The organism is Pseudoroseomonas cervicalis ATCC 49957 (genome assembly GCF_000164635.1).
Taxonomy (GTDB): Bacteria; Pseudomonadota; Alphaproteobacteria; order Acetobacterales; family Acetobacteraceae; genus Pseudoroseomonas; species Pseudoroseomonas cervicalis.
This window is the reverse complement of the sequence record NZ_GG770778.1, coordinates 369,388-388,302: the sequence shown is the minus strand read 5'-3', so window position 1 is coordinate 388,302 and position 18,915 is coordinate 369,388. Positions and strand designations below refer to the sequence as shown.

General features: G+C 72.6%; 19 protein-coding genes. 9 read left to right on the top strand and 10 right to left on the bottom strand.

Annotation, left to right across the window (positions count from 1 at the left end; translation table 11 throughout):
- Nucleotides 1-179 precede the first annotated feature (179 nt).
- Both argJ and HMPREF0731_RS09080 read left to right on the top strand, forming a co-directional pair.
- Entirely contained in the window at nt 180-1,415 is a 1,236-nt protein-coding gene (gene argJ, locus HMPREF0731_RS09085) for a bifunctional glutamate N-acetyltransferase/amino-acid acetyltransferase ArgJ (RefSeq protein WP_007003798.1), read from the top strand.
- Between the two features lie 176 nt (nt 1,416-1,591).
- On the top strand, nt 1,592-2,620 hold the full coding sequence (locus tag HMPREF0731_RS09080) for a sensor histidine kinase (RefSeq protein WP_007003797.1): 1,029 nt from the start codon (nt 1,592-1,594) through the stop codon (nt 2,618-2,620).
- A 110-nt stretch (nt 2,621-2,730) separates the two neighbouring features.
- Here HMPREF0731_RS09080 and HMPREF0731_RS09075 read toward each other — a convergent pair whose 3' ends face one another.
- The 3 genes from HMPREF0731_RS09075 to HMPREF0731_RS25205 form a co-directional block, all read right to left on the bottom strand.
- Nucleotides 2,731-3,687 carry an acetyl-CoA carboxylase carboxyltransferase subunit alpha gene (locus tag HMPREF0731_RS09075; protein ID WP_007003796.1) on the bottom strand — a complete coding sequence of 319 codons (957 nt, stop codon included), beginning with the start codon at nt 3,685-3,687 and terminating at the stop codon, nt 2,731-2,733.
- Nucleotides 3,688-3,913: 226 nt separating this feature from the next.
- Nucleotides 3,914-4,798, bottom strand: a complete 885-nt coding sequence (locus tag HMPREF0731_RS09070) for a site-specific tyrosine recombinase XerD (protein WP_007003795.1) — start codon at nt 4,796-4,798, stop codon at nt 3,914-3,916.
- Between the two features lie 23 nt (nt 4,799-4,821).
- Nucleotides 4,822-4,968 carry a hypothetical protein gene (locus HMPREF0731_RS25205; RefSeq protein ID WP_007003794.1) on the bottom strand — a complete coding sequence of 49 codons (147 nt, stop codon included), beginning with the start codon at nt 4,966-4,968 and terminating at the stop codon, nt 4,822-4,824.
- Nucleotides 4,969-5,020: 52 nt separating this feature from the next.
- Here HMPREF0731_RS25205 and aroB point away from each other — a divergent pair, with 52 nt between their 5' ends.
- On the top strand, nt 5,021-6,769 hold the full coding sequence (aroB, locus tag HMPREF0731_RS09065) for a 3-dehydroquinate synthase (protein ID WP_007003793.1): 1,749 nt from the start codon (nt 5,021-5,023) through the stop codon (nt 6,767-6,769).
- Between the two features lie 67 nt (nt 6,770-6,836).
- Here aroB and HMPREF0731_RS09060 read toward each other — a convergent pair whose 3' ends face one another.
- The 4 genes from HMPREF0731_RS09060 to HMPREF0731_RS09045 all read right to left on the bottom strand — a co-directional run bounded on the left by HMPREF0731_RS09060 (nt 6,837) and on the right by HMPREF0731_RS09045 (nt 11,452).
- The gene (locus tag HMPREF0731_RS09060) at nt 6,837-7,796 is read right to left on the bottom strand and encodes an esterase-like activity of phytase family protein (RefSeq protein WP_007003792.1); all 960 of its coding nucleotides are present in this window, start codon (nt 7,794-7,796) and stop codon (nt 6,837-6,839) included.
- On the bottom strand, nt 7,793-9,664 hold the full coding sequence (gene cobT, locus HMPREF0731_RS09055) for a cobaltochelatase subunit CobT (protein WP_007003791.1): 1,872 nt from the start codon (nt 9,662-9,664) through the stop codon (nt 7,793-7,795). Before cobT ends, HMPREF0731_RS09060 begins: the two co-directional genes overlap by 4 nt.
- Before the next feature lie 85 nt (nt 9,665-9,749).
- A complete protein-coding gene (cobS, locus tag HMPREF0731_RS09050) occupies nt 9,750-10,757 on the bottom strand; it encodes a cobaltochelatase subunit CobS (RefSeq protein WP_040612605.1) in 1,008 nt (335 codons plus the stop codon).
- An 86-nt stretch (nt 10,758-10,843) separates the two neighbouring features.
- Nucleotides 10,844-11,452: a J domain-containing protein gene (locus HMPREF0731_RS09045; protein WP_007003789.1), complete on the bottom strand. Its 609-nt coding sequence runs from the start codon at nt 11,450-11,452 to the stop codon at nt 10,844-10,846.
- 96 nt (nt 11,453-11,548) lie between these two features.
- Between HMPREF0731_RS09045 and HMPREF0731_RS09040 the strand changes: the two genes are divergently transcribed.
- Nucleotides 11,549-11,839: a BolA family protein gene (locus HMPREF0731_RS09040; protein ID WP_007003788.1), complete on the top strand. Its 291-nt coding sequence runs from the start codon at nt 11,549-11,551 to the stop codon at nt 11,837-11,839.
- Between the two features lie 52 nt (nt 11,840-11,891).
- A complete protein-coding gene (locus HMPREF0731_RS23110; RefSeq protein ID WP_007003787.1) occupies nt 11,892-13,538 on the top strand; it encodes a tetratricopeptide repeat protein in 1,647 nt (548 codons plus the stop codon).
- Between the two features lie 179 nt (nt 13,539-13,717).
- Here the strand turns inward: HMPREF0731_RS23110 and HMPREF0731_RS09030 are convergent, their stop codons facing one another.
- Nucleotides 13,718-14,278, bottom strand: coding sequence for a DUF2889 domain-containing protein (locus tag HMPREF0731_RS09030; RefSeq protein WP_007003786.1), 561 nt, complete (start codon nt 14,276-14,278; stop codon nt 13,718-13,720).
- A 153-nt stretch (nt 14,279-14,431) separates the two neighbouring features.
- Here HMPREF0731_RS09030 and HMPREF0731_RS09025 point away from each other — a divergent pair, with 153 nt between their 5' ends.
- Nucleotides 14,432-15,190, top strand: a complete 759-nt coding sequence (locus tag HMPREF0731_RS09025) for an ABC transporter ATP-binding protein (RefSeq protein ID WP_007003785.1) — start codon at nt 14,432-14,434, stop codon at nt 15,188-15,190.
- Nucleotides 15,187-15,987 carry an ABC transporter permease gene (locus HMPREF0731_RS09020; RefSeq protein ID WP_007003784.1) on the top strand — a complete coding sequence of 267 codons (801 nt, stop codon included), beginning with the start codon at nt 15,187-15,189 and terminating at the stop codon, nt 15,985-15,987. Before HMPREF0731_RS09025 ends, HMPREF0731_RS09020 begins: the two co-directional genes overlap by 4 nt.
- 61 nt (nt 15,988-16,048) lie before the next feature.
- Here the strand turns inward: HMPREF0731_RS09020 and HMPREF0731_RS09015 are convergent, their stop codons facing one another.
- Complete coding sequence (locus HMPREF0731_RS09015) at nt 16,049-16,447, bottom strand: hypothetical protein (RefSeq protein ID WP_007003783.1); 399 nt, start codon at nt 16,445-16,447, stop codon at nt 16,049-16,051.
- Between the two features lie 189 nt (nt 16,448-16,636).
- On the opposite strand from HMPREF0731_RS09015, the gene HMPREF0731_RS09010 reads away from it, so the two are divergent.
- Together HMPREF0731_RS09010 and HMPREF0731_RS09005 are read left to right on the top strand one after the other, a co-directional pair.
- Nucleotides 16,637-17,263, top strand: coding sequence for a histidine phosphatase family protein (locus HMPREF0731_RS09010; protein ID WP_007003782.1), 627 nt, complete (start codon nt 16,637-16,639; stop codon nt 17,261-17,263).
- Between the two features lie 125 nt (nt 17,264-17,388).
- Complete coding sequence (locus HMPREF0731_RS09005) at nt 17,389-18,231, top strand: lipid-binding SYLF domain-containing protein (protein WP_051014739.1); 843 nt, start codon at nt 17,389-17,391, stop codon at nt 18,229-18,231.
- A gap of 37 nt (nt 18,232-18,268) precedes the next feature.
- Here HMPREF0731_RS09005 and HMPREF0731_RS09000 read toward each other — a convergent pair.
- Nucleotides 18,269-18,915, bottom strand: a 647-nt coding sequence (locus HMPREF0731_RS09000; protein ID WP_007003780.1) for an NUDIX hydrolase, incomplete at its 5' end; no start/stop codon positions are given.

Genomic DNA, 18,915 nt, shown 5'->3' with positions numbered 1-18,915 from the left:
GCCCCGCCGCGCGGCCCCGCCATCCCCGGATCGCGCTCCCCGGGGCGCGCGATTTGCGCGTTTGGGCGATTCCGCGCCGCCCCGTCCCGCTCTAGAACAGGCGCCGCCCCGCTGCCGCCGGGGCGCGGGGCGCCCGACGCCCCGGATGTCTCGCCTCGACCCTTGAAGGACCCGCCCGCATGGCTGGCAAGCTCCCCGTCTCCCCCCTCGCGGTGCCGCTTCCCGCGGTGCCGCCGATCGCCGGCGTCCGGCTCGGCGTCGCGGCGGCGGGCATCCGGTACAAGGGCCGCAACGACCTCACCTTCATGGAATTCGCCCCCGGCACCACGGTGGCCGGCGTGTTCACCCGCAACAAATGCCCGGGCGCCCCGGTCGACTGGTGCCGCGCCGCGCTGAAATCCGGCAAGGCGCGCGCCCTGGTGGTGAATGCCGGCAACGCGAACGTTTTCACCGGCAAGCCCGGCCGCGACGCGGTGCAGGCGACCGCCGACGCCGCCGCCGCCCTGGTCGGCTGCAAGCCCAGGGAGGTGTTCCTGGCCTCCACCGGCGTCATCGGCGAGACCCTGCCGCATGAGAAGCTGACCGCCGCCCTGCCCGCCCTGCACGGCCAGCTCTCCGAGGCCGGCTGGGAGGATGCCGCGCGCGGCATCATGACCACCGACACCTTCCCCAAGGCCTGCGTCCGCCGCGCCGAGATCGGCGGGGTCGAGGTGACCATCGCCGGCATCGCCAAGGGGTCGGGCATGGTGGCGCCGGACATGGCGACGATGCTCTGCTTCATCGCCACCGACGCCAAGATCCCGGCCGCCGCGCTGCAGGCGATGCTGAAGAAGGGCACCGACGCCAGCTTCAACCGCACCACGGTCGACAGCGACACCTCGACCAGCGACACGGTGCTGGTCTTCGCCACCGGCCAGGTGAAGCACCCGCGCGTGCCCGCCGAGGGCGGCGCGATCCTCAAGGACTTCGCGCGCGCGCTGAACGAGCTGCTGCTCGACCTCGCCCTGCAGGTGGTGCGCGATGGCGAGGGGGCGCAGAAGCTGATCCGCATCGACGTGACCGGCGCGACCACCGGCCGCTCGGCCCAGAAGATCGCCATGGCGATCGCCAATTCGCCGCTGGTCAAGACCGCCATCGCCGGCGAGGACGCCAATTGGGGCCGCATCGTCATGGCCGTCGGCAAGGCGGGCGAGCCGGCCGACCGCGACCTGCTCTCGGTCGCCGTGGGCGGCACCTGGATGGCGCGCGAGGGCGGCGTGGTGCCGGGCTATGACGAGGCGCCGGTGGTCGCCCACATGAAGGGCCGCGAGATCGAGATCGCCGTCGATATCGGCCTGGGCAAGGGGAAGGCCACCGCCTGGACCTGCGACCTGACGCATGGCTATATCGACATCAATGGCAGCTACCGCAGCTGAGGGCTGACGCCCCGGCCCGGCGGGGGCGGCATGGCCGCCCCCCCTCAAAGCCCGCTTGCCCGGACCCCGCGCCACCTGCTTCACTGGTGCGTGATCCTCGTGCTTCCGCCGCCCCGTACCGGCCTCCTCCCCGCGTCGCTGACGTCCCGCCTGCCCCGCAGCGTGGCGCTGGCCTGATGCTGACCCTGCCGCGCCGCCTGCTCGAACTCGGCATCCGCGACCGCTCCCCCTCCTGGCGCTGGGGCGTGGCGGCGCTGCTGCTGGTGGCGGCGCTGCTGGCGCGGCTGCTGGCCGATCCCTACCTGCCGCCGGGCTTCCCCTTCCTCACCTTCTTCCCCGCCGTCATCGTCACCGCCTTCCTCTGCGGCACGGCGCCGGGACTGACGGTCGGCGCCCTCTCCGGCCTCGCCGCCTGGTATCTCTTCATCGAGCCGCTCCACAGCTTCGGCATGCAGAGCTCGGTGGCGCTGGCGCTGGGCTTCTTCATGGGCGTCGTTGGCCTCGACGTGCTGCTGATCCATGTGATGAACCAGTCGCTGCGCCAGCTGCGGGCGGAGAGCGCCCGCCGCTCGCGCGAGGCCGAGCTGAGCCAGCTCCTGGCCCGCACCCGCGAGGTGATGTTCGAGGAGCTGCAGCACCGCGTCTCCAACAACCTCCAGGTGCTGGCGGCGATGATGATGCTGCAGCGCGGCGCCGTGCAGGAGCCGGAGGCGCGCCGGGTGCTGGACAACGCGGCGCAGCGGCTGGAGCTGATCGGCCGGCTGCAGCGCAGCCTGCACCGGCCGGGCGAGGCCGGCCTGCCCTTCGGCCGCTTCCTGGAAGGGCTGTGCCAGGACGTGCTGCAGGCCAGCGGCGCCCAGTCCGTCACCGCCGAGATCGAGGCCGAGCCCGTGGCCCTGGCGCCGGAGCGGACCGTGCCGGTCGCGCTGATCACCGCCGAGCTGGTGGCCAATGCGGTCGAGCATGCCTTCCGCGGCGGCCCCGGCCGGCTGCGGATCGGGCTGCGGCGGGAGGAAGGCGGCACCCTGGCGCTCTCGGTGCGGGATGACGGGGCCGGGCTGGCGCCGGGCTTCGTGGCGGCGGAGAGCCGCAGCCTGGGCCTGCGCATCGTACACGCTTTGGCCGAGCAGATCGGCGGCCGCTTCGAGATGCGGGCCGCCCCGGGTGGCGGCACGCTTTGCCGCCTGGTCTTCGCCGCCGAGTAGGGCGGCCCGGCCGCCATCATCCCCGAACGCACAACGCCGATGCCCGGATCGGGGCATCGGCGGCGCATCCTGTCATGCGGGCGCCGGAGCGACCCGGCGGAAGGCCGGCCTCAGGCGACGCCGTGCCGGCCCATCTCCAGGAACTTCTCGCGGCGGCGGGCCTTCAGCGTGCCGGCATCCAGCTCCAGCAGCGGCTGCAGGCAGGCGGCGATCTGGTTGCCCACGGCCTGCACCGTCTTCGCCGCGTCGCGATGCGCGCCGCCCAGCGGCTCCGGCACCACCTGGTCGATCAGCTGCAGGCGGCGGAGGTCCTCGGCGGTCAGCTTCAGCGCGTCGGCCGCGGTGCTGGCCTGCGCCGCGTCGCGCCACAGGATGCTGGCGCAGCCCTCGGGGCTGATCACCGAATAGATCGAATGCTCCAGCATCAGCACGCGGTCGGCGGCGGCCAGCGCGATGGCGCCGCCCGAGCCGCCCTCGCCGATGATGGTGGAGATCACCGGCACCGGCGCGTCCAGGCAGGCCTCGATCGAGCGGGCGATGGCCTCGGCCTGGCCGCGCGCCTCGGCCTCGATGCCGGGGAAGGCGCCGGAGGTGTCGACGAAGGACAGGATCGGCAGGCCGAAGCGCCCGGCCAGCTCCATCAGGCGCCGCGCCTTGCGGTAGCCCTCGGGCTTGGCCATGCCGAAATTGTGCTTCACGCGGCTTTCGGTGTCGGTGCCCTTCTCGGTGCCCAGCACCATCACGGCGCGGCCGCGGAAGCGGCCCATGCCGCCGATCACCGCCGCATCGTCGGCAAAGGCGCGGTCGCCGGCCAGCGGGGTGAAGCCCTCGATCAGGCCGTCCACATAGGCCAGGCATTTCGGCCGGTCCGGGTGGCGGGCCACCTGGGTCTTCTGCCAGGGCGTCAGCTTGGCATAGGTGGCGTGCAGCAGCTTCTCCGCCTTGTCGGAGAGCCGGCCGACCTCTTCCGCCACGTCGATGCCGCCGGCATCGGTGGTGCGGCGCAGTTCCTCGATCTTGCCTTCGAGTTCGGCAAGCGGCTTCTCGAAATCCAGGAAGTGGCGCATCGCAATCCCGTCCGTCACAGCGCCGCAATCAGGCGGCAGGCGCGGCGTGGCACTAGCGCAGAAGGCCGGGCAAGGCCAGTGGGCGTTGCAGCAAGGCTCAGGAAGCGTTCTTTTTTGAAAAAAAGAACCAAAAAACTTTGATCAGTTTGGCGTCCCGCTTCACCGGGAGACGGCGGCAGCCTGAAAAAGTCTTTTTGCTTCTTTTTCTTTAGAAAAAGAAGATAACTTAAGTATCCGCTTCTGCCAGCGGATGGTGCGTCTCGACAATCTGCCGCAGTCGCTCTTCCAGCACGCGGGTGTAGATCTGCGTGGTGGCGATATCGGCATGCCCCAGCAGCATCTGCAGCGCGCGCAGATCGGCCCCGCCCTCCAGCAGATGCGTGGCGAAGGAATGCCGCAGCACATGCGGGCTGAGCTTCGCCGGGTCCAGCCCCGCCGCCAGCGCCGCCTGCTTGACCAGCAGCAGCAGGCTCTGCCGCGTCAGGTGGCCGGCGGCCCCGCGCGAGGGGAACAGCCATTTCGACGGCTTCTTCGGATCCTGCAGCGACAGCGCCGCCAGCCGCGCCCGTTCGGAGATGGGCACCAGCCTTTCCTTGTTGCCCTTGCCGCGCACCAGCACCAGCGGGCTGTCCTGCGCGAGCGCCCGGGCGGGCAGCGAGACCAGCTCGCTGGCGCGCAGGCCGGAGCAGTAGAGCAGTTCCAGCAGCGCGGTCGCCAGCGGCCCGCGCTTGCCCGGCAGGCGCGTGGCGGCGTCCAGCAGCGCCTCCACCTCCTCCCGCCGCAGCGCCTTGGGCACGCGGGAGGGCTGGCGCGGGCTGTCCAGGATCTCGGTCGGGTCGTCGGCGCGCACGCCCTCCGCCGCCAGGAAGCGGTAGAATTGCCGCAGGGCGGAGAGCCGCCGCGCCGCGGTGCGCGGCGACAGCCCGGCATCGGTCAGCCCGGCGAGGTAGCGGCGCAGCAACTCGGTGTCCGCCCCGGCCAGCGTGCCGCCCTGGCGCCGCGCGAAGCCCGCGACATCCTCCAGATCGGCCCGGTAGGCGGCCAGCGTGTTGCGGGCGGCGCCACGCTCGGCCGCCAGCATCTCCAGGAAGGCCTCGCTGTGGCGATCCATGCCGCGCGGGGCCTCAGCCCGGCTCAGCGCGTGCCGAAGCGCTCATTGGGCAGCACCCGCTCCACCGGCGCCTGGTTGGCCGGCGGCGGAAAGGCGCCCAGCACCACCAGCCCGCCCAGGGCGGCCAGCAGCAGGATGACAAGAAGGAGCAGCAAAGGGCGGCGGAACATGGAGAGGCGGGTATCCTCGCGCGCAGGGAATGTTGTGCTACCTTCCGTCCCTGTGTCACGCAACCTCGGCCTTGCCATCGTTCCGCCCGCCGCACTGACGGCGCCCGACGCCGACCCCGCGCCCCTCGCCCCGGCGCCGGCGGCGAGCCAGCCCCTGCGCGGCGGCGCCCCCCGCGCCATCGTGCTGATCGGCATGCCCGGCGCCGGCAAATCCTCGATCGGCAAGCGCCTGGCCCAGCGCCTCGGCCTGCCCTTCCGCGACGCGGACACCGAGATCGAGGCCGCCGCCGGCCAGCCCATCACCGAGATCTTCGCCCGCTATGGCGAGCCGCATTTCCGCGAGGGCGAGCGCCGCGTCATCGCCCGCCTGCTGGCTGGCCCGCCCTTGGTGCTGGCCACCGGCGGCGGCGCCTATGCCGATGCCGAGACGCGCCGCGCCATCCGCGACTCCGGCGCGCTGGCGGTCTGGCTGCGCTGCTCCATCCCGGTGCTGCTGCCGCGCGTCTCCGGCCGCGCCACGCGGCCGATGTTCCTGAACCAGGACCCGTCCGAGGTCCTGGCCCGCCTGATGGCCGCGCGCCATCCGCTCTATGCCGAGGCCGATATCATCGTGAACTGCCCCGACGAAAGCCCCGACGCCACCACCGACCGCGTGCAGCAGGCGATCGAGGGCCACACCCCGCCCGCCCGCCTGCCGGTGCCGCTCTCCGGTGGCCGCGCCTATGAGGTGCTGGTGGGCGAGGGCCTGCTGGACCGCGCCGGCGGGCTGATCGCCCCGGTGCTGCCGGCCCGCCGCGTCGCCATCGTCAGCGACGCCGCCGTCGCCGCCCTGCACCTGCCGCGACTGCGCGCGGGTCTGGAGGAGGCGGGCTTCGAGATCCGCGCCAGCCTGGCCGTGCCGCCGGGTGAATCCTCCAAGAGCTTCTCGCAGTTCGCCGCGCTGATGGAGGATCTGCTGGCCGCCGGGGTGGACCGGCGCACCGCCATCGTCGCCCTCGGCGGGGGCGTGGTGGGCGACCTCGCCGGCTTCGCCGCCGCCGCCGCCCTGCGCGGCCTGCCCTTCGTGCAGATCCCGACCACCCTGCTGGCCCAGGTGGACAGCTCGGTCGGCGGCAAGACCGGCATCAATCTGCGCGCCGGCAAGAACCTGGCCGGCGCCTTCCACCAGCCGCGCATCGTCCTGGCCGATACCGGCGCCCTGGCCACCCTGCCCCCGCGCGAGCTGCGCGCCGGCTACGCGGAAGTCGCCAAGCACGGCCTGCTGCAGGGCCCGCTCTGGGAGTGGTGCGAGGCGAATGGCGCCAGGGCCGTCGCCGGCGACCCCGCCGCCCTGCGCCACGCCGTGCTGGAAAGCTGCCGCCTGAAGGGCGCCGTCGTCGCCGCCGACGAGCATGAGGAAAGCCCCGAAGGCGGCCGCGCCCTGCTCAACCTCGGCCACACCTTCGGCCACGCCATCGAGGCCGAATGCGGCTATGACGGCAGCCTGCTGCATGGCGAGGGCGTCGCCATCGGCCTCGGACTCGCCGCCCGCCTCTCCGCCATGCTCGGCCTCTGCGATGCCGAACTGCCCGGGCGGGTGGAGGCGCATATCGCCTCGGTCGGGCTGCCTGCCCGCCTCTCCCACCTGCCGCGCCGCTTCACCCTCGCCGCGCTGATGAACCGCATGCGCAAGGACAAGAAGGTGCGCGACGGCGCCCTGCGCTTTGTGCTGCTGCGCGGGCCAGGGCAGGCCTTCACCAAGGATGATGTCGACCCGGCCATGGTCGAGGCGCTGCTGCGCGCGGAAGGCGCCATCGGCTGACCCCTGGGGAGGCTCCGCCTCCCCAGACCCCTCCGCCGGGGGGACAGGGTCCCCCCGGACCCCGCCTTCAGCTTGTCCAGCTGAACAGGTGCAACAGGCCCCGCTGCACGGGGACCTCATTGTCATCGGTCAGCATCGCCAGCCAGCGCTCACCGGCATGGGAAAAAGCGGAAACCGCCTCCCAGTTCTCGCGCGGCAGCGCATCCGCCTCCAGCAGCGCCTCGCCCTGCAACAGCGTGCCGGGGCCGGCGGCCGCCAGCGTCTCGGGCGGCAGGCGCACCAGCCGGCCGCGGAACCATTGCCGGTAGCTGAAGGCCCGCTCCACCACCAGCACCCCGCCATCCGGCAGGCCGCAGGCATCCGAGGGCACGAAGCCCGGCGCCGGCCGGTAGCCCAGCTTCACCCAGCGCCCCGGCCCGCCCAGCCACGCGGCCAGCCAGCCATGCGGCCCGGTCCACAACCCTTCAGTGATGGCGAGGCAGCGCCCATCCGGCAGCACCGCCAGGCTCTCCAGCCCGGCATTCAGCGGCGCATCGACCAGCTCGCGCGGCGTTGGCCAGATCGCGCCCGGCCCGTCCAGCCGGGCATGGCGGGTGACATGGTGCCAGCGCTCGAACCCGATCAGCCAGCTGCCATCCGGCAGCCGCGCCAGGCTCTCCGCATCGCTGGTCAGCCGCCCCGGCGGCTCCAGCCAGAAGCCGCTATCGATGGCGCCGGTGCGCAGCCCCTCCAGCGCCAACGGCGTCCCGGCGGCATCGAGGGCCAGCCGCCCCTGCATCCAATAGCCCTGGTCGCTGACAGCGGAGAGGGTGAGGTCGTCGCCGACATGCAGCCCGGACCAGCCACCATACCCGATGGCGGCGCGGTCCAGCTTCAGCCCGCCGCGCGAGCGCAGCGCCGCGCCGGGCGGCAGGGGCAGCGGCGCCAGCGGAGAGATCTCCGCCAGCCACCCGCGCAGCCCGCCATAGCCCAGCCAGCCGAGGCCGAGCCCGGCCAGCAGCAGGCTGCGCCGGTTGCGGCGGATCACGCCAGCAGCGGCGCCCGCTCCGTCGCGGCGCGCTGGAAGGCGGCGGCCGCATCCTCGTCGAACAGCTCGGCCAGCTTCTTCATCATCGTGCCGCCCAGCTCCTCGGCATCGACGATGGTGACGGCGCGGCGGTAGTAGCGGGTGACGTCATGGCCGATGCCGATGGCGATCAGCTCCACCGCCTGCCGCCCCTCGATATCGCCGATCACCTTGCGCAGGTGGCGCTCCAGGTAGTTGCCGGGGTTGACCGACAGCGTGCTGTCATCGACCGGCGCGCCATCGGAGATGACCATCAGGATGCGCCGCTTCTCGGGGCGGGTGAGCAGGCGCTTATAGGCCCAGTCCAGCGCCTCGCCGTCGATATTCTCCTTCAGCAGTCCCTCGCGCAGCATCAGGCCGAGATTCTTGCGCGCGCGCCGCCAGGGCGCATCGGCCGCCTTGTAGATGACGTGGCGCAGGTCGTTCAGCCGGCCCGGATTGCGCGGCTTGCCCTCCTGCACCCAGCGCTCGCGCGATTGCCCGCCCTTCCAGGCGCGCGTCGTGAAGCCCAGGATCTCCACCTTGACCGAGCAGCGCTCCAGCGTGCGGGCCAGGATGTCGCAGCACATGGCGGCAACCGAGATCGGCCGCCCGCGCATCGAGCCGGAATTGTCGATCAGCAGGGTGACGACGGTGTCGCGGAAATCCGCTTCGCGCTCGCGCTTGTAGGAGAGCGAGAGCAGCGGGTTGGCGACGATGCGCGCCAGGCGGGCCGCGTCCAGCATGCCCTCCTCCAGGTCGAACTCCCAGGCGCGCTGCTGCTGCGCCAGCAGCCGGCGCTGCAGCCGGTTGGCCAGCTTGGAGACGACGCCCTGGAGGTGCGACAGCTGCTGGTCGAGCTGCTGGCGCAGCCGCGCCAGCTCCTCGGCGTCGCAGAGATCGTCGGCCGAGACCTCCTCGTCGAACTTCTTGGTGAAGGCGCGGTAGACGCTGGAATCATCGGCCGGCGGCGCCTCGCGCCGCTGCTGCGGGCCGCCCGGGCGGTCCTCGCCCTCGGCCGCGACACCCTCTTCCTCCTGGGTCTCGCCCTCTTCCTCGGCGCCCTCGCCCTGCATGGATTCCGGCTGGGCGCCGAGCGTCGGGTCGCTCTCCTGGCTTTGCGCCTCGCCCTCGGAGGAATTGTCCTGCTGGCTATTGGCCTCGGCGCCTTCCTCGGCCTGCTCGTCATCCTCGGCCTCGGCCTCCACCTCGGCCTCGGCGAGGTCGAGGGCGGAGAGCAGCTTGCGCGCGGCGCGGGCGAATTTGTCCTGGTCGTCGCTGGCCGCGGCCATCTCGTCCAGCGCCGTCTCCGCCTTCTCGCCCAGCGTGTGGCGCCAGAGGTCGAGCACGCGCTGCGCCGCGGCGGGCGCCGGCTGGCCGGAGAGGCGCTCCCGCGCCAGCAGGGAAAGCGCCGCCGGCAGCGGCAGCTGGTCCTTGCGGGTCATCCGGTCGTAGCCCTCGGCCTCGCAGGTCTCCGAGAGCCGGGCGGTGAGGTTGGCGGCGACGCCCGGCATCAGCCGGGAGCCGACCACCTCGACGCGCGCCTGTTCCAGCGCGTCGAACACCTCGCGCGCCTCGCGGCGGGCGGGGGTGCGGGCGGCGTGGGCGGCCTCGTCATGGTGGCGCAGGCGCAGCGCGATGGCGTCCGCCGCGCCGCGCAGCCGGGCCATCTCGGCCGGCGGCAGGGCGCGTGTGGGCAGCGGCAGCCGCGCCCGCTTGCCGGCCAGGCCCGAGGGCCCCGGCTGATAGGCCACCTGCACCTCGGCGTTGCGCGCGATGGCGCGCAAGGTGCCGGCGGTGGCCCGCTTGAATTCTTCCTGACGCGTCAGGTCCTTGCCGCTACCGCTCATCGCTCGCCCCTGCTGGGAGGTCCAGGAGGCTCGGCCTCCTGGCGGGGTGGTCCAGGAGGGGCGGCGCCCCTCCTGGCCAGGACCATCAGTTCTTGCGGACCAGCAGGCCGGTCGGCACTTCCTCGTTGAAGCAGCGCTGATAGTACTCGGCGACGGTCGACCGCTCCGCCTCGTCGCACTTGTTGAGGAAGGAGAGCCGGAAGGCGAAGCCGACATCCCCGAAGATGCGGGCATTCTCCGCCCAGGTGATGACGGTGCGCGGCGACATGACGGTGGAGATGTCGCCGGCGATGAAGCCGGCGCGGGTCAGGTCGGCCAGCGCCACCATCGCCTCGATCTGCTTGCGCCCGGCGGTGTCCTCGGGCTTCAGCCCCATCTTGGCGGCGACGATCTGGCTTTCCTGGGCGTGCGGCAGGTAGTTCAGCGTGGCCACGATGTTCCAGCGGTCCATCTGGCCCTGATTGATCTGCTGGGTGCCGTGGTAGAGGCCGGTGGTGTCGCCCAGGCCCACCGTGTTGGCGGTGGCGAAGATGCGGAAGGCGCCGTGCGGCCGGATGACGCGGTTCTGGTCGAGCAGGGTCAGCTTGCCCTCGACCTCCAGCACGCGCTGGATGACGAACATCACGTCCGGGCGGCCGGCGTCGTATTCGTCGAACACCATGGCGCAGGGGTGCTGCAGCGCCCAGGGCAGGATGCCCTCGCGGAACTCGGTGACCTGCTTGCCGTCCTTCAGGACGATGGCGTCCTTGCCGATCAGGTCGATACGGCTGATGTGGCTGTCGAGGTTGACGCGGATGCAGGGCCAGTTCAGCCGCGCCGCCACCTGCTCGATATGCGTCGACTTGCCGGTGCCGTGATAGCCCTGGACCATGACGCGCCGGTTGAAGGCGAAGCCCGCCAGGATGGCCAGCGTGGTGTCGCGGTCGAACTTGTAGGTGGGGTCGACCTCCGGCACATGCTCGGTGCGGACCGAGAAGGCGGGCACCTCCAGGTCGCTGTCGATGCCGAACACCTCGCGCACCTTCACGGTCATGTCGGGAAGGTCGATGGCGGAGGTGGGGCGGACGTCGGAAAGGGTAGCGACCTTGGTCATCGGGCTCTCTTCGCTCTGCTCTCTTCGCTCTGGGCTTTTGCCGTCGCGCGCAGCGCGGCCGGCCTCGTTCGTCTCGCCCTGGTCTCTCATGCGGCCCGGCTGGCGGCGGAGGGGTCGGGCTTGGCCGCCCCCTCCTGCACCGCCGCCGCCAGCCGCTTGCGCAGCAGGCTGTAGGCGCGGTTGATGTCCTTCAGACGGTCCTCGGCGGTCTTGTCCCCGCCATTGGTGTCCGGGTGGTAGCGCTTGGCCAGCTCCTTGTAGCGGGCGCGCAGCGTTTCTTCCTCGAGCGGCCAGCCGAGGCCCAGCATGTCGAGCGCGGCGCGCAGCTCGGGCGGCGCCTCCTTGGCGCTCTTGCGCGGCGTGGGCGGCGCCTCGCCGAACAGGCCGAGCGGGTCGCGGAAGATCTCCGGGTTCAGCTTGCGCTGGCCGCCCAGCCGGCCGAGCGGCCAGGTCGGGCGCTGCCAGCCGCTGTCGTCGCGCAGCGCCGTCTCGATCTCGTCCGGCGCCATGCCCTTGTAGTAGTCCCAGGCCTGGTTGTAGGCGCGGACATGCTCCAGGCAGAAATGGTAGTAGTCGCGCAGGCGTGACCGGTCACGCGGGGCGCGAAACTCGCCCGCAGCCTCGCAGCCCGGCGCGTCGCAGGGCCTGAAGGGGGTGGAGCTGTCGGTTCGGGGACGTTCGCCGCGGCGGGCCATTTGAAGGTTTATGGTCCTGGATGAGTGGGGCCGCAAGGCGGCAGATTGCAAACCTTTCGCTTGGCAGAGCGGCCGGCGCGTGGAAAACCACCGGCCATGCTGACACGCGCCGAACGCATGCGGGAAGTCCTCCTGGAGGCCTTCGCCGCCGCCGAGATCCGCATCGAGGATGACAGCCACCGCCATGCCGGCCATGCCGGCGCCCGGCCGGGTGGCGAGACGCATTACAATCTGGTGGTGATCGCCCCGGATTTCCGGGGCATGAGCCGCGTGGCACGGTCGCGCGCCGTGCATGCCGCGCTGGCCGCCGAGTTCGGCAGCGGGCTGCACGCGCTGTCGCTGCGCCTGCTGACACCGGAGGAAGCGGCGCCCGGCGGCGCGGGCTGAGCATGGCCGCGGCCCGCCCAGCGATACCGCCCCGCGCCGCGAGGAGATTCGCATGAGCGACAGCAGCGTCCTCTATGAAGACGAGCATTTCCTGGTGGTGCACCGGCCGGCGCCCAACCCGGCGCCCGGCTCTCCCACGCTGATCACCTTCGCCGACCTCACCTTCCGCGCGCGCGACAACGCCGTCTGGGGCCAGGAACCGGCGGCCAAGCTCGGCCTCGATGTCATCGGCTTCGTGCCGAAGGGGGAGAACTGGTACCCCGCCGCCTCGGTGGCCAAGGCGGCGCCGGCGGTGCGCGCGGCGCTGCGCGGCCCGGCCATCACCTATGGCTACAGCATGGGCGGGCATGCGGCGCTGAAGCACGCGGCCCGGCTCGGCGCCGCGCATGCGCTGGCGATCTGCCCGCAGGACAGCATCGACCCGGACGAGGTGCCCTGGGACAGCCGCTTCCACCGCTTCTTCAAGCCGGCGCTGCACGGCCACATGGCGCTGCTGCCGGGCGAGGCCGGCGACTTCGCGGTGATGCTGGCCGACCCCTACATGCCGGAGGATCGCGGCCAGGCGCAGCGCCTGGCGCGGCGCGGCGTGCACTGGGTGCGCACCCCCTTCATGGACCATGCCGCGATCTGGCTGCTGATCGACAGCGCGTTCCTGATCCAGGTGCTGGAGCGGGTGATGGCGCAGGACCTGCCGGGGCTGGTGGCGCTGATGCGGGCGCGGCGGCACAGCAGCCCGCACTGGGCCCGCTTCATGGGCAGCGCCGCCTTCCGGCGCGGCCATCTGCGCATGGGCAACGCGCTGTGGCGGCGCGCCCGCCGCCAGGGCGTGCCGCGCAGCGCCATCAGCTTCGAGGTGCAGCGCGCCCTCTCGCAGCGGGTGCAGCATCTGCGCTCGGTCAAGCAGAACCGGCGGGCGCGCGACATCGCCATGCTGCAGCTCAAGGCCTGGCCGACCGATGCCGCGCTGCATGCGCGGGTCGGCCACCTGATGATCGGCATGAAGAACTTCGCGGAGAGCGAGCAGGCCTTCCGGAGCGCCCTGGCGCTGGACCCGCGGCCGATCAACGCCTGGCAGGGCCTGTCCCTGTCGCTCAGCGCGCAGAAGCGGCGGGACGAGGCGATCGCGCTGTGCCTGGGCGGCATCGAGCAGATGCCGGACCATGTCGAGCTGCGCATGTATCTGGCGCAGATGCTGCTGAAGGCCGGGCGGGCCGATGCCTGCGAGGTCCAGTATCGCGCCGTGCTGGAGATCGACCCGCACCACGCCAAGGCGCTGCTCGGCCTCAGCCAGACCCTGGCCGCCCGCGGCGACCGGGCCGAGGCGGTGAGCCTGGTGCGCCGCCTGATGGAGGGGGGCAGCCCGGAGCCGGAGACCTGCCTCTGGCTTGGGCAGCTGCTGCTCTATGTCGGCGAGCCGGCCCAGGCCGAGCCGCTCTACCGCGCCGTGGTCGAGCGGGATCCGGACAATGCCGATGCGCAGATCGGCCTGGCCCGCGCGCTGGAACGCACCGGCCGGCTGAACGCCGCGCAGCGCGTCGCCCATGGCGCCGCCGGGCGGATGCCGGACAACCCGAAGCTGGCGGCCCTCGCCCGCAGGCTGGGCCCGCCCGAGCAGGAGGAGGAGGAGGAGGCAGCCGCCGGCCCCGCCCCATCGCGCTTCCGCCGCTGGCTGAACGAGTTCTTCAGCGCCGACGCCTGAAGCCTCCGCCCTGCCACCGGCCCGGCCCATGCCGCGTCCCGCCGGTGCGGAGGACAGCGGCAGCCCGACAGAAAGCCTAGAGCATTGTCCGTTCGCACTGGCTCACGGACAATGCTCTAGATTATTGTTTTAAGAGCATCTTCACGCGATCAGGCAAAGCAGCCTGATCGCGATCTGCTCTAGGAAGCGGCGGACGGCAGCACGGGGGCCAGCGGCCACTGCCGGGCGACCACGGGGCTGTCCTCGGCATAGGCCAGGCAGGTGTTGATCAGCGCGGCCGGGCGGGTGCTGCCGGAGTCGCGCTGGCGCTTCGCCAGCCGCACCGCATAGGTCGCCTGGAAGGCCACGGTGGCGAGCTGGGAGAGCATCTCGCGCAGATGTGTGCAGCCCTCGGTGCCGCCCACCCGCTCCTGCACCGCGCGGTTGAAGCCGGGGCCGATGCGCAGGCCGGCCAGGCGCGCGAAATTCGGCGCGGCGGAGGGGCAGATGGCGTAGGGGCCGTGGTCGGTCACCGCCTCGCAGGCCTGGATCACCATGTCGGCGTCGATGGTCAGGCGGATCCACATGCCGTGCAGCGGCTCGCCGGCCGGCACGGCGCGGTCGATGGTCTCGAAGCCCTCGGGCTTGGTGTCGATCAGGTGGCCCTCGATGTCGAACAGGCCGTCCTCGCGCGCAAAGCCCCGCATCTCCAGCTGGCGCCGGTGCAGGGGTGAGCGCGCGGCGGGCGGGGAGAGGGGCATGGCAGGCTCCCGGCATGGTGCGACGCAACACCGGCCGGTATGGCATGGCGGCGGTGGCGGCGGCAAATCTGCACGAGCCCGGGGCGGGGCGCGGCCCCGCCTCGCCCCCGCCCCCCCCTGGGCAGCGCGCGCTTCGCCCCCTAATCCGGTGCCATGCGGGATGATGCGGTGATCCGGGCCGAGGGCCTGACGAAACGCTACGGCGCGGCGGATGCGGCGGTGGCGGGGCTGAGCTTCGCCCTGCCGCGCGGCGCCACCTGGGGGCTGCTCGGCGGCAATGGGGCGGGCAAGAGCACGACCATCGCCATGCTGCTCGGCCTGCTGGTGCCGAGCGAGGGGCGCGCTTTGGTGCTGGGCCATGACATGGCGCGGGACCGTTTCGCGGCGCTGGCGCGGATGAATTTCTCCTCGCCCTATGTCGCCCTGCCGCACAAGCTGAGCGTCGCCGAGAATCTGCGCGTCTACGCGCATCTCTACGGCGTGCGCGGCGCCGACCGCCGCATCGCCGAGCTGGCCGCCGAGCTGCAACTGGAAGACATCCTGGAACGGCCGGCGGGGCAGCTTTCGGCCGGGCAGAAGACGCGGGTGGCGCTGGCCAAGTCGCTGATCAACCGGCCCGAGCTGCTGCTGCTGGACGAGCCGACGGCGAGCCTCGACCCCGACACCGCCGATTGGGTGCGCGGCTGGCTGGAGCGCTACCGGGCGCAGAGCGGCTGCGCCATCCTGCTGGCCAGCCACAACATGGCCGAGGTGGAACGGCTCTGCGGCCATGTGCTGGTGATGAAGCGCGGCCGGCTGGTGGACCAGGGCGCGCCCGCCGCGCTGGTCGCCCGCTATGGCCGCGACAGCCTGGAGGATGTTTTTCTCGATATCGCGCGCGGCCAGGGCGCGGCGGCGGAGGGCGCGGCATGAGCGGCGCGGCGCAGCGGATCTGGGGCCTGGTCTACCGGCACCTGGCGCTCTACCGGCGCTCCTGGCCGCGGCTGATCGAGCTGATGTATTGGCCGGTGCTGCAGATGCTGGTCTGGGGCTTCGTCACCGCCTACCTGGCCGGGGTGCAGCAGAACACCGGCAGCGTCGCCGCCGGCATCCTGCTGGGCGGGGTGCTGCTGTGGGAAGTCGCGCTGCGCAGCCAGATGGGCTTCGCCCTGTCCTTCCTGGAGGAGATCTGGAGCCGCAATCTCGGCCATCTCTTCGTCAGCCCGCTGCGCCCGCGCGAGCTGGTGGCAGGGCTGGTCGTGATGAGCACGCTGCGCATGCTGGTGGGCGTGCTGCCGGCGGTGGGGCTAGCCTGGCTGCTCTACGGCTTCGGCCTGTTCGCGCTGGGGCCGGTGGTGGTGCTGTTCTTCGCCGCGCTGATGATGATGGGCTGGGCCGTGGCGCTCGGCGTCACCGCCATGATCCTGCGGCACGGGGCGGGGGCGGAGCCGCTGGCCTGGTCGGTGCTGTTCGGGCTGACGCCCTTCGCCTGCGTCTTCTACCCGATGGAGACGCTGCCGGTGGCGCTGCAATGGGTGGCCTCCGCCCTGCCGGCGGCGCATGTGTTCGAGGGCATGCGCGCCGCCCTGCTGCATGGCGAGGTGGCGAGCGGCCATCTGCTGGCGGCCTTCGCGCTGGATGCGCTCTGGCTGCTGGTGCTGGGCCGGGTGTTCCTGGGCCAGTTCGAGGCGGCGCGGCGCAGCGGCGCGCTGAGCAATATCGGCGAATAGCCCGCCGCCCTGCCCCCGCTGCCTTCCTACTCCCCTACTCCGCCCGCCCGCCCGGCCCGGCTCAGCCGAACCAGAGCCGGTCGGCGGCCTCGGAGGGGCGGCGCAGCAGGCGGGCCAGGGCCTCGGCCAGCGCCTCCCGGCTCGGCTCCGGCATGTCGGCCGTGGGGTCGAGCACGGCGGCGGTGTCGAAGCCGATGCAGGACTCGGGCTGCAGGCTCAGATGCAGGGCCAGGGCGGCGGCCAGCGAGGCCAGCTCGGCCCGAGGCGGCACCGCGTCCCAGCCCGGCAGGGTGGCGCTGAAGGAGAGTTGCGCCGCCTGCTCGGCCAGGGCGGCCGGGGCGGCGGACCAGGCGGGCAACCCCGCCTCGGGCGCCACCGGCAGGGCCGGACCGCCGCCGCTCCATTCGCCCGGCGGCGGCAACTCGGCGGGCAGCGGCATGTCGTGGTGCGAAACCGGCATCCTGCGCTCCTCAACCCCGGTCGGGGTCGCCAGCGCGGTGGCGGAAGATCCGGCGCACCGCGGCGTTTTGTCGAGCGGCAGCTTCCTCCCGTTTCGGTAAAGTTACGGTAAACCCGGCGGGCTTCGCGGCACCGCCCCGCCGTCCGGCGGCGGATTTCCCCGGCGGCGTTTCTGGCCTACACACGCCGCGTGACCCCGACCCGCTTCTTCCTGATCCGCCACGCCATCGTCGAACCCTCGGCCCGGCTGGTGCTGTATGGCGACATGGACGTCTCCATCTGCGCCCTCGCCCTGGCGCAGGACAGCGCCGCCTATCGCTGGCTGGCGCAGCGCCTGCCCGCCGGCGCGCGCTGGTTCCACACGCCCCTCTCCCGCACCCGCGCCACCGCCGAGGCGATCTTCGCCGCCGGCTACGCCGCGCCGGTGATGAGCGTGGAGCCCCGCTTCGCCGAGCAGCATCTGGGCCAGTGGCAGGGCATCACCCATGAGGCGCTGACCGAGCTGCTGAACGACCCGCCCCACCCCTTCTGGCCGCATGGCGCGCTGGAACGCCCGCCGGGCGGCGAGAGCCTGCAGGACGTCATCGACCGCGTCGGCCCGACGCTGGAGGAACTGGCGGAGGCGCTCGAAGGCCAGGATGTGGTGATCGTGGCGCATGGCGGCTCGATCCGCGCGGCCCTCGCCCATGCGCTGCGGCTCGACCCGCACCAGGCCTTCCAGCTCTCGGTGAAGAACCTCTCCCTGACCCGGCTGGAGAAGCACGGCGCCGACTGGCGCATCGCCTCGGTCAACGAGGAGGCGCCGGCCGCCGCCTGAGCCGCGGCCCGCGCCCGGGATTGTGTTGCCGGCCGCCCCGCCTGCCCCCCGGCCGGCCACAAACTGCCCTTGTCATGCCGCAGTCAGGAGTTCATGTCTCCGCAACAGCTTGGCGGAGGATGCTCATGCGGCGCTCGATCCTTGCATCGGTCCCGGCCCCACTCGCCCTGGCGCTCGCCGGGTTGCTCGCCCTCGCCCGCCCCGCCGCCGCGCAGGTGGAGGAGCAGGCGCTGGTCGACCGCTCGACGCTCGCCGTGCAGGAGATGCTCGGCGCCGGCGACGGCGGCAACGCGGCCCATTTCAACGACGCCATCGTGCTGCTGCGCCGGGCGCGCGCCGTCATGGTCTGCCCGCGCATCTTCCGCGCCGGCTTCATCCTGGGCGGCCAGGGCGGCTCCTGCGTGCTGCTGGCGCGCGACGGCGCCGGCTCCTGGTCCTCCCCCGCCTTCTACGGGCTGGGCAGCGGCAGCATCGGCTTCCAGATCGGCGTGCAGGACGCCATGGTCATGATGATGGTGCTGACCGACAAGGGGCTGAACGCCCTGATGGACAGCCAGTTCAAGATCGGCGCCGACGCCTCCATCGCGGTGGCGACGATCGGCGGCGGCATCGCCGGCTCCACCACCGCCGCCGTCGGCGCCGACATCGTGACCTTCGCCAAGAGCCGCGGCCTCTATGCCGGCATCGCCCTCGACGGCTCGCTGATGACCAGCCGCAGCGACGCCAACCGCGCCTATTACGGCCAGGGCTACAGCGCGCGGCAGATCGTCATCGACATGGCGGCGCACAATCCGGGGGCCGACCCGCTGCGCGCCGTGCTGCTGCGCTTCGGCGGCCAGACGCCGCCCACCGGCGCGGTGGCCCCCGCCCCGGCCGGGCAGGCGCAGATCCCGCCCACCACCCCGGGCTATGAGCCGCCGCCCTCCTACCAGCCGGGCGGCGGGGTGCAGGCCCAGCCGCTGCGCTGACACGACCGGGCCCGGGGGCATCGTCCCCGGGCCTTCTTCATGCGCCGGCGCGCAGGCCGAGCGCCAGGCTGCGCCCCTCCGCGCCGTCGGGGTCGATCAGCCCCTCGCGCAGGAACAGGTCGATCAGCACCAGGTTGACGTTGAACTTGAAGCCATCCGTGTCGCGCACCGCCTCCAGCACGCGCCGCACCGGCCACAGCTCGAAATGCTCCACCTCGTCATCCTGCGGCGCGGGCGTCACATCCTCGGGGATGTCGAGGTCGTAGACATGCAGGATGTCGCGCCGCAGCCCCTCCGGCACCTGCATGATGTAGGAGAGGCGCGAGACCGGGCGCGCCCGCGCCACCAGCTCCGGCGCCAGGCCGGCCTCCTCGGCCGCCTCCTTCACCAGCGTCTCCTGCGGGGACAGCCCGGCGGGCGTGCCGCCGGCGACGATGTTGTCCCACTGCCCCGGCGCCACCGCCTTGTCGCGCGCCCGCTTGCCCAGCCACAGATGCAGCCCGTCCGCGCGCCGCACCAGCCCGTTCAGGTGCACCCCCTGCGCCAGCACGCCAAAGGCCGGCACGGCGCCGCGGTCCAGCGTCGCCAGCACCGGCCCCTCGGGCTCGGCGCGGATGTCGAAGGGCTCGCCGCGCAGCCGCAGATAGCCGGCCTTGGCCAGGCCCTGCGCCGCCTCGGCCAGCG

Excerpts from the sequence above, each read along its gene's own strand:
- argJ (WP_007003798.1), top strand. The coding sequence starts at position 180 with ATGGCTGGCAAGCTCCCCGTCTCCCCCCTCGCGGTGCCGCTTCCCGCG.
- HMPREF0731_RS09080 (WP_007003797.1), top strand. The coding sequence starts at position 1,592 with ATGCTGACCCTGCCGCGCCGCCTGCTCGAACTCGGCATCCGCGACCGC.
- HMPREF0731_RS09075 (WP_007003796.1), bottom strand. The coding sequence starts at position 3,687 with ATGCGCCACTTCCTGGATTTCGAGAAGCCGCTTGCCGAACTCGAAGGC.
- HMPREF0731_RS09070 (WP_007003795.1), bottom strand. The coding sequence starts at position 4,798 with ATGGATCGCCACAGCGAGGCCTTCCTGGAGATGCTGGCGGCCGAGCGT.
- HMPREF0731_RS25205 (WP_007003794.1), bottom strand. The coding sequence starts at position 4,968 with ATGTTCCGCCGCCCTTTGCTGCTCCTTCTTGTCATCCTGCTGCTGGCC.
- cobT (WP_007003791.1), bottom strand. The coding sequence starts at position 9,664 with ATGAGCGGTAGCGGCAAGGACCTGACGCGTCAGGAAGAATTCAAGCGG.
- cobS (WP_040612605.1), bottom strand. The coding sequence starts at position 10,757 with ATGACCAAGGTCGCTACCCTTTCCGACGTCCGCCCCACCTCCGCCATC.
- HMPREF0731_RS09045 (WP_007003789.1), bottom strand. The coding sequence starts at position 11,452 with ATGGCCCGCCGCGGCGAACGTCCCCGAACCGACAGCTCCACCCCCTTC.
- HMPREF0731_RS09040 (WP_007003788.1), top strand. The coding sequence starts at position 11,549 with ATGCTGACACGCGCCGAACGCATGCGGGAAGTCCTCCTGGAGGCCTTC.
- HMPREF0731_RS23110 (WP_007003787.1), top strand. The coding sequence starts at position 11,892 with ATGAGCGACAGCAGCGTCCTCTATGAAGACGAGCATTTCCTGGTGGTG.
- HMPREF0731_RS09030 (WP_007003786.1), bottom strand. The coding sequence starts at position 14,278 with ATGCCCCTCTCCCCGCCCGCCGCGCGCTCACCCCTGCACCGGCGCCAG.
- HMPREF0731_RS09025 (WP_007003785.1), top strand. The coding sequence starts at position 14,432 with ATGCGGGATGATGCGGTGATCCGGGCCGAGGGCCTGACGAAACGCTAC.
- HMPREF0731_RS09020 (WP_007003784.1), top strand. The coding sequence starts at position 15,187 with ATGAGCGGCGCGGCGCAGCGGATCTGGGGCCTGGTCTACCGGCACCTG.
- HMPREF0731_RS09015 (WP_007003783.1), bottom strand. The coding sequence starts at position 16,447 with ATGCCGGTTTCGCACCACGACATGCCGCTGCCCGCCGAGTTGCCGCCG.
- HMPREF0731_RS09005 (WP_051014739.1), top strand. The coding sequence starts at position 17,389 with ATGCGGCGCTCGATCCTTGCATCGGTCCCGGCCCCACTCGCCCTGGCG.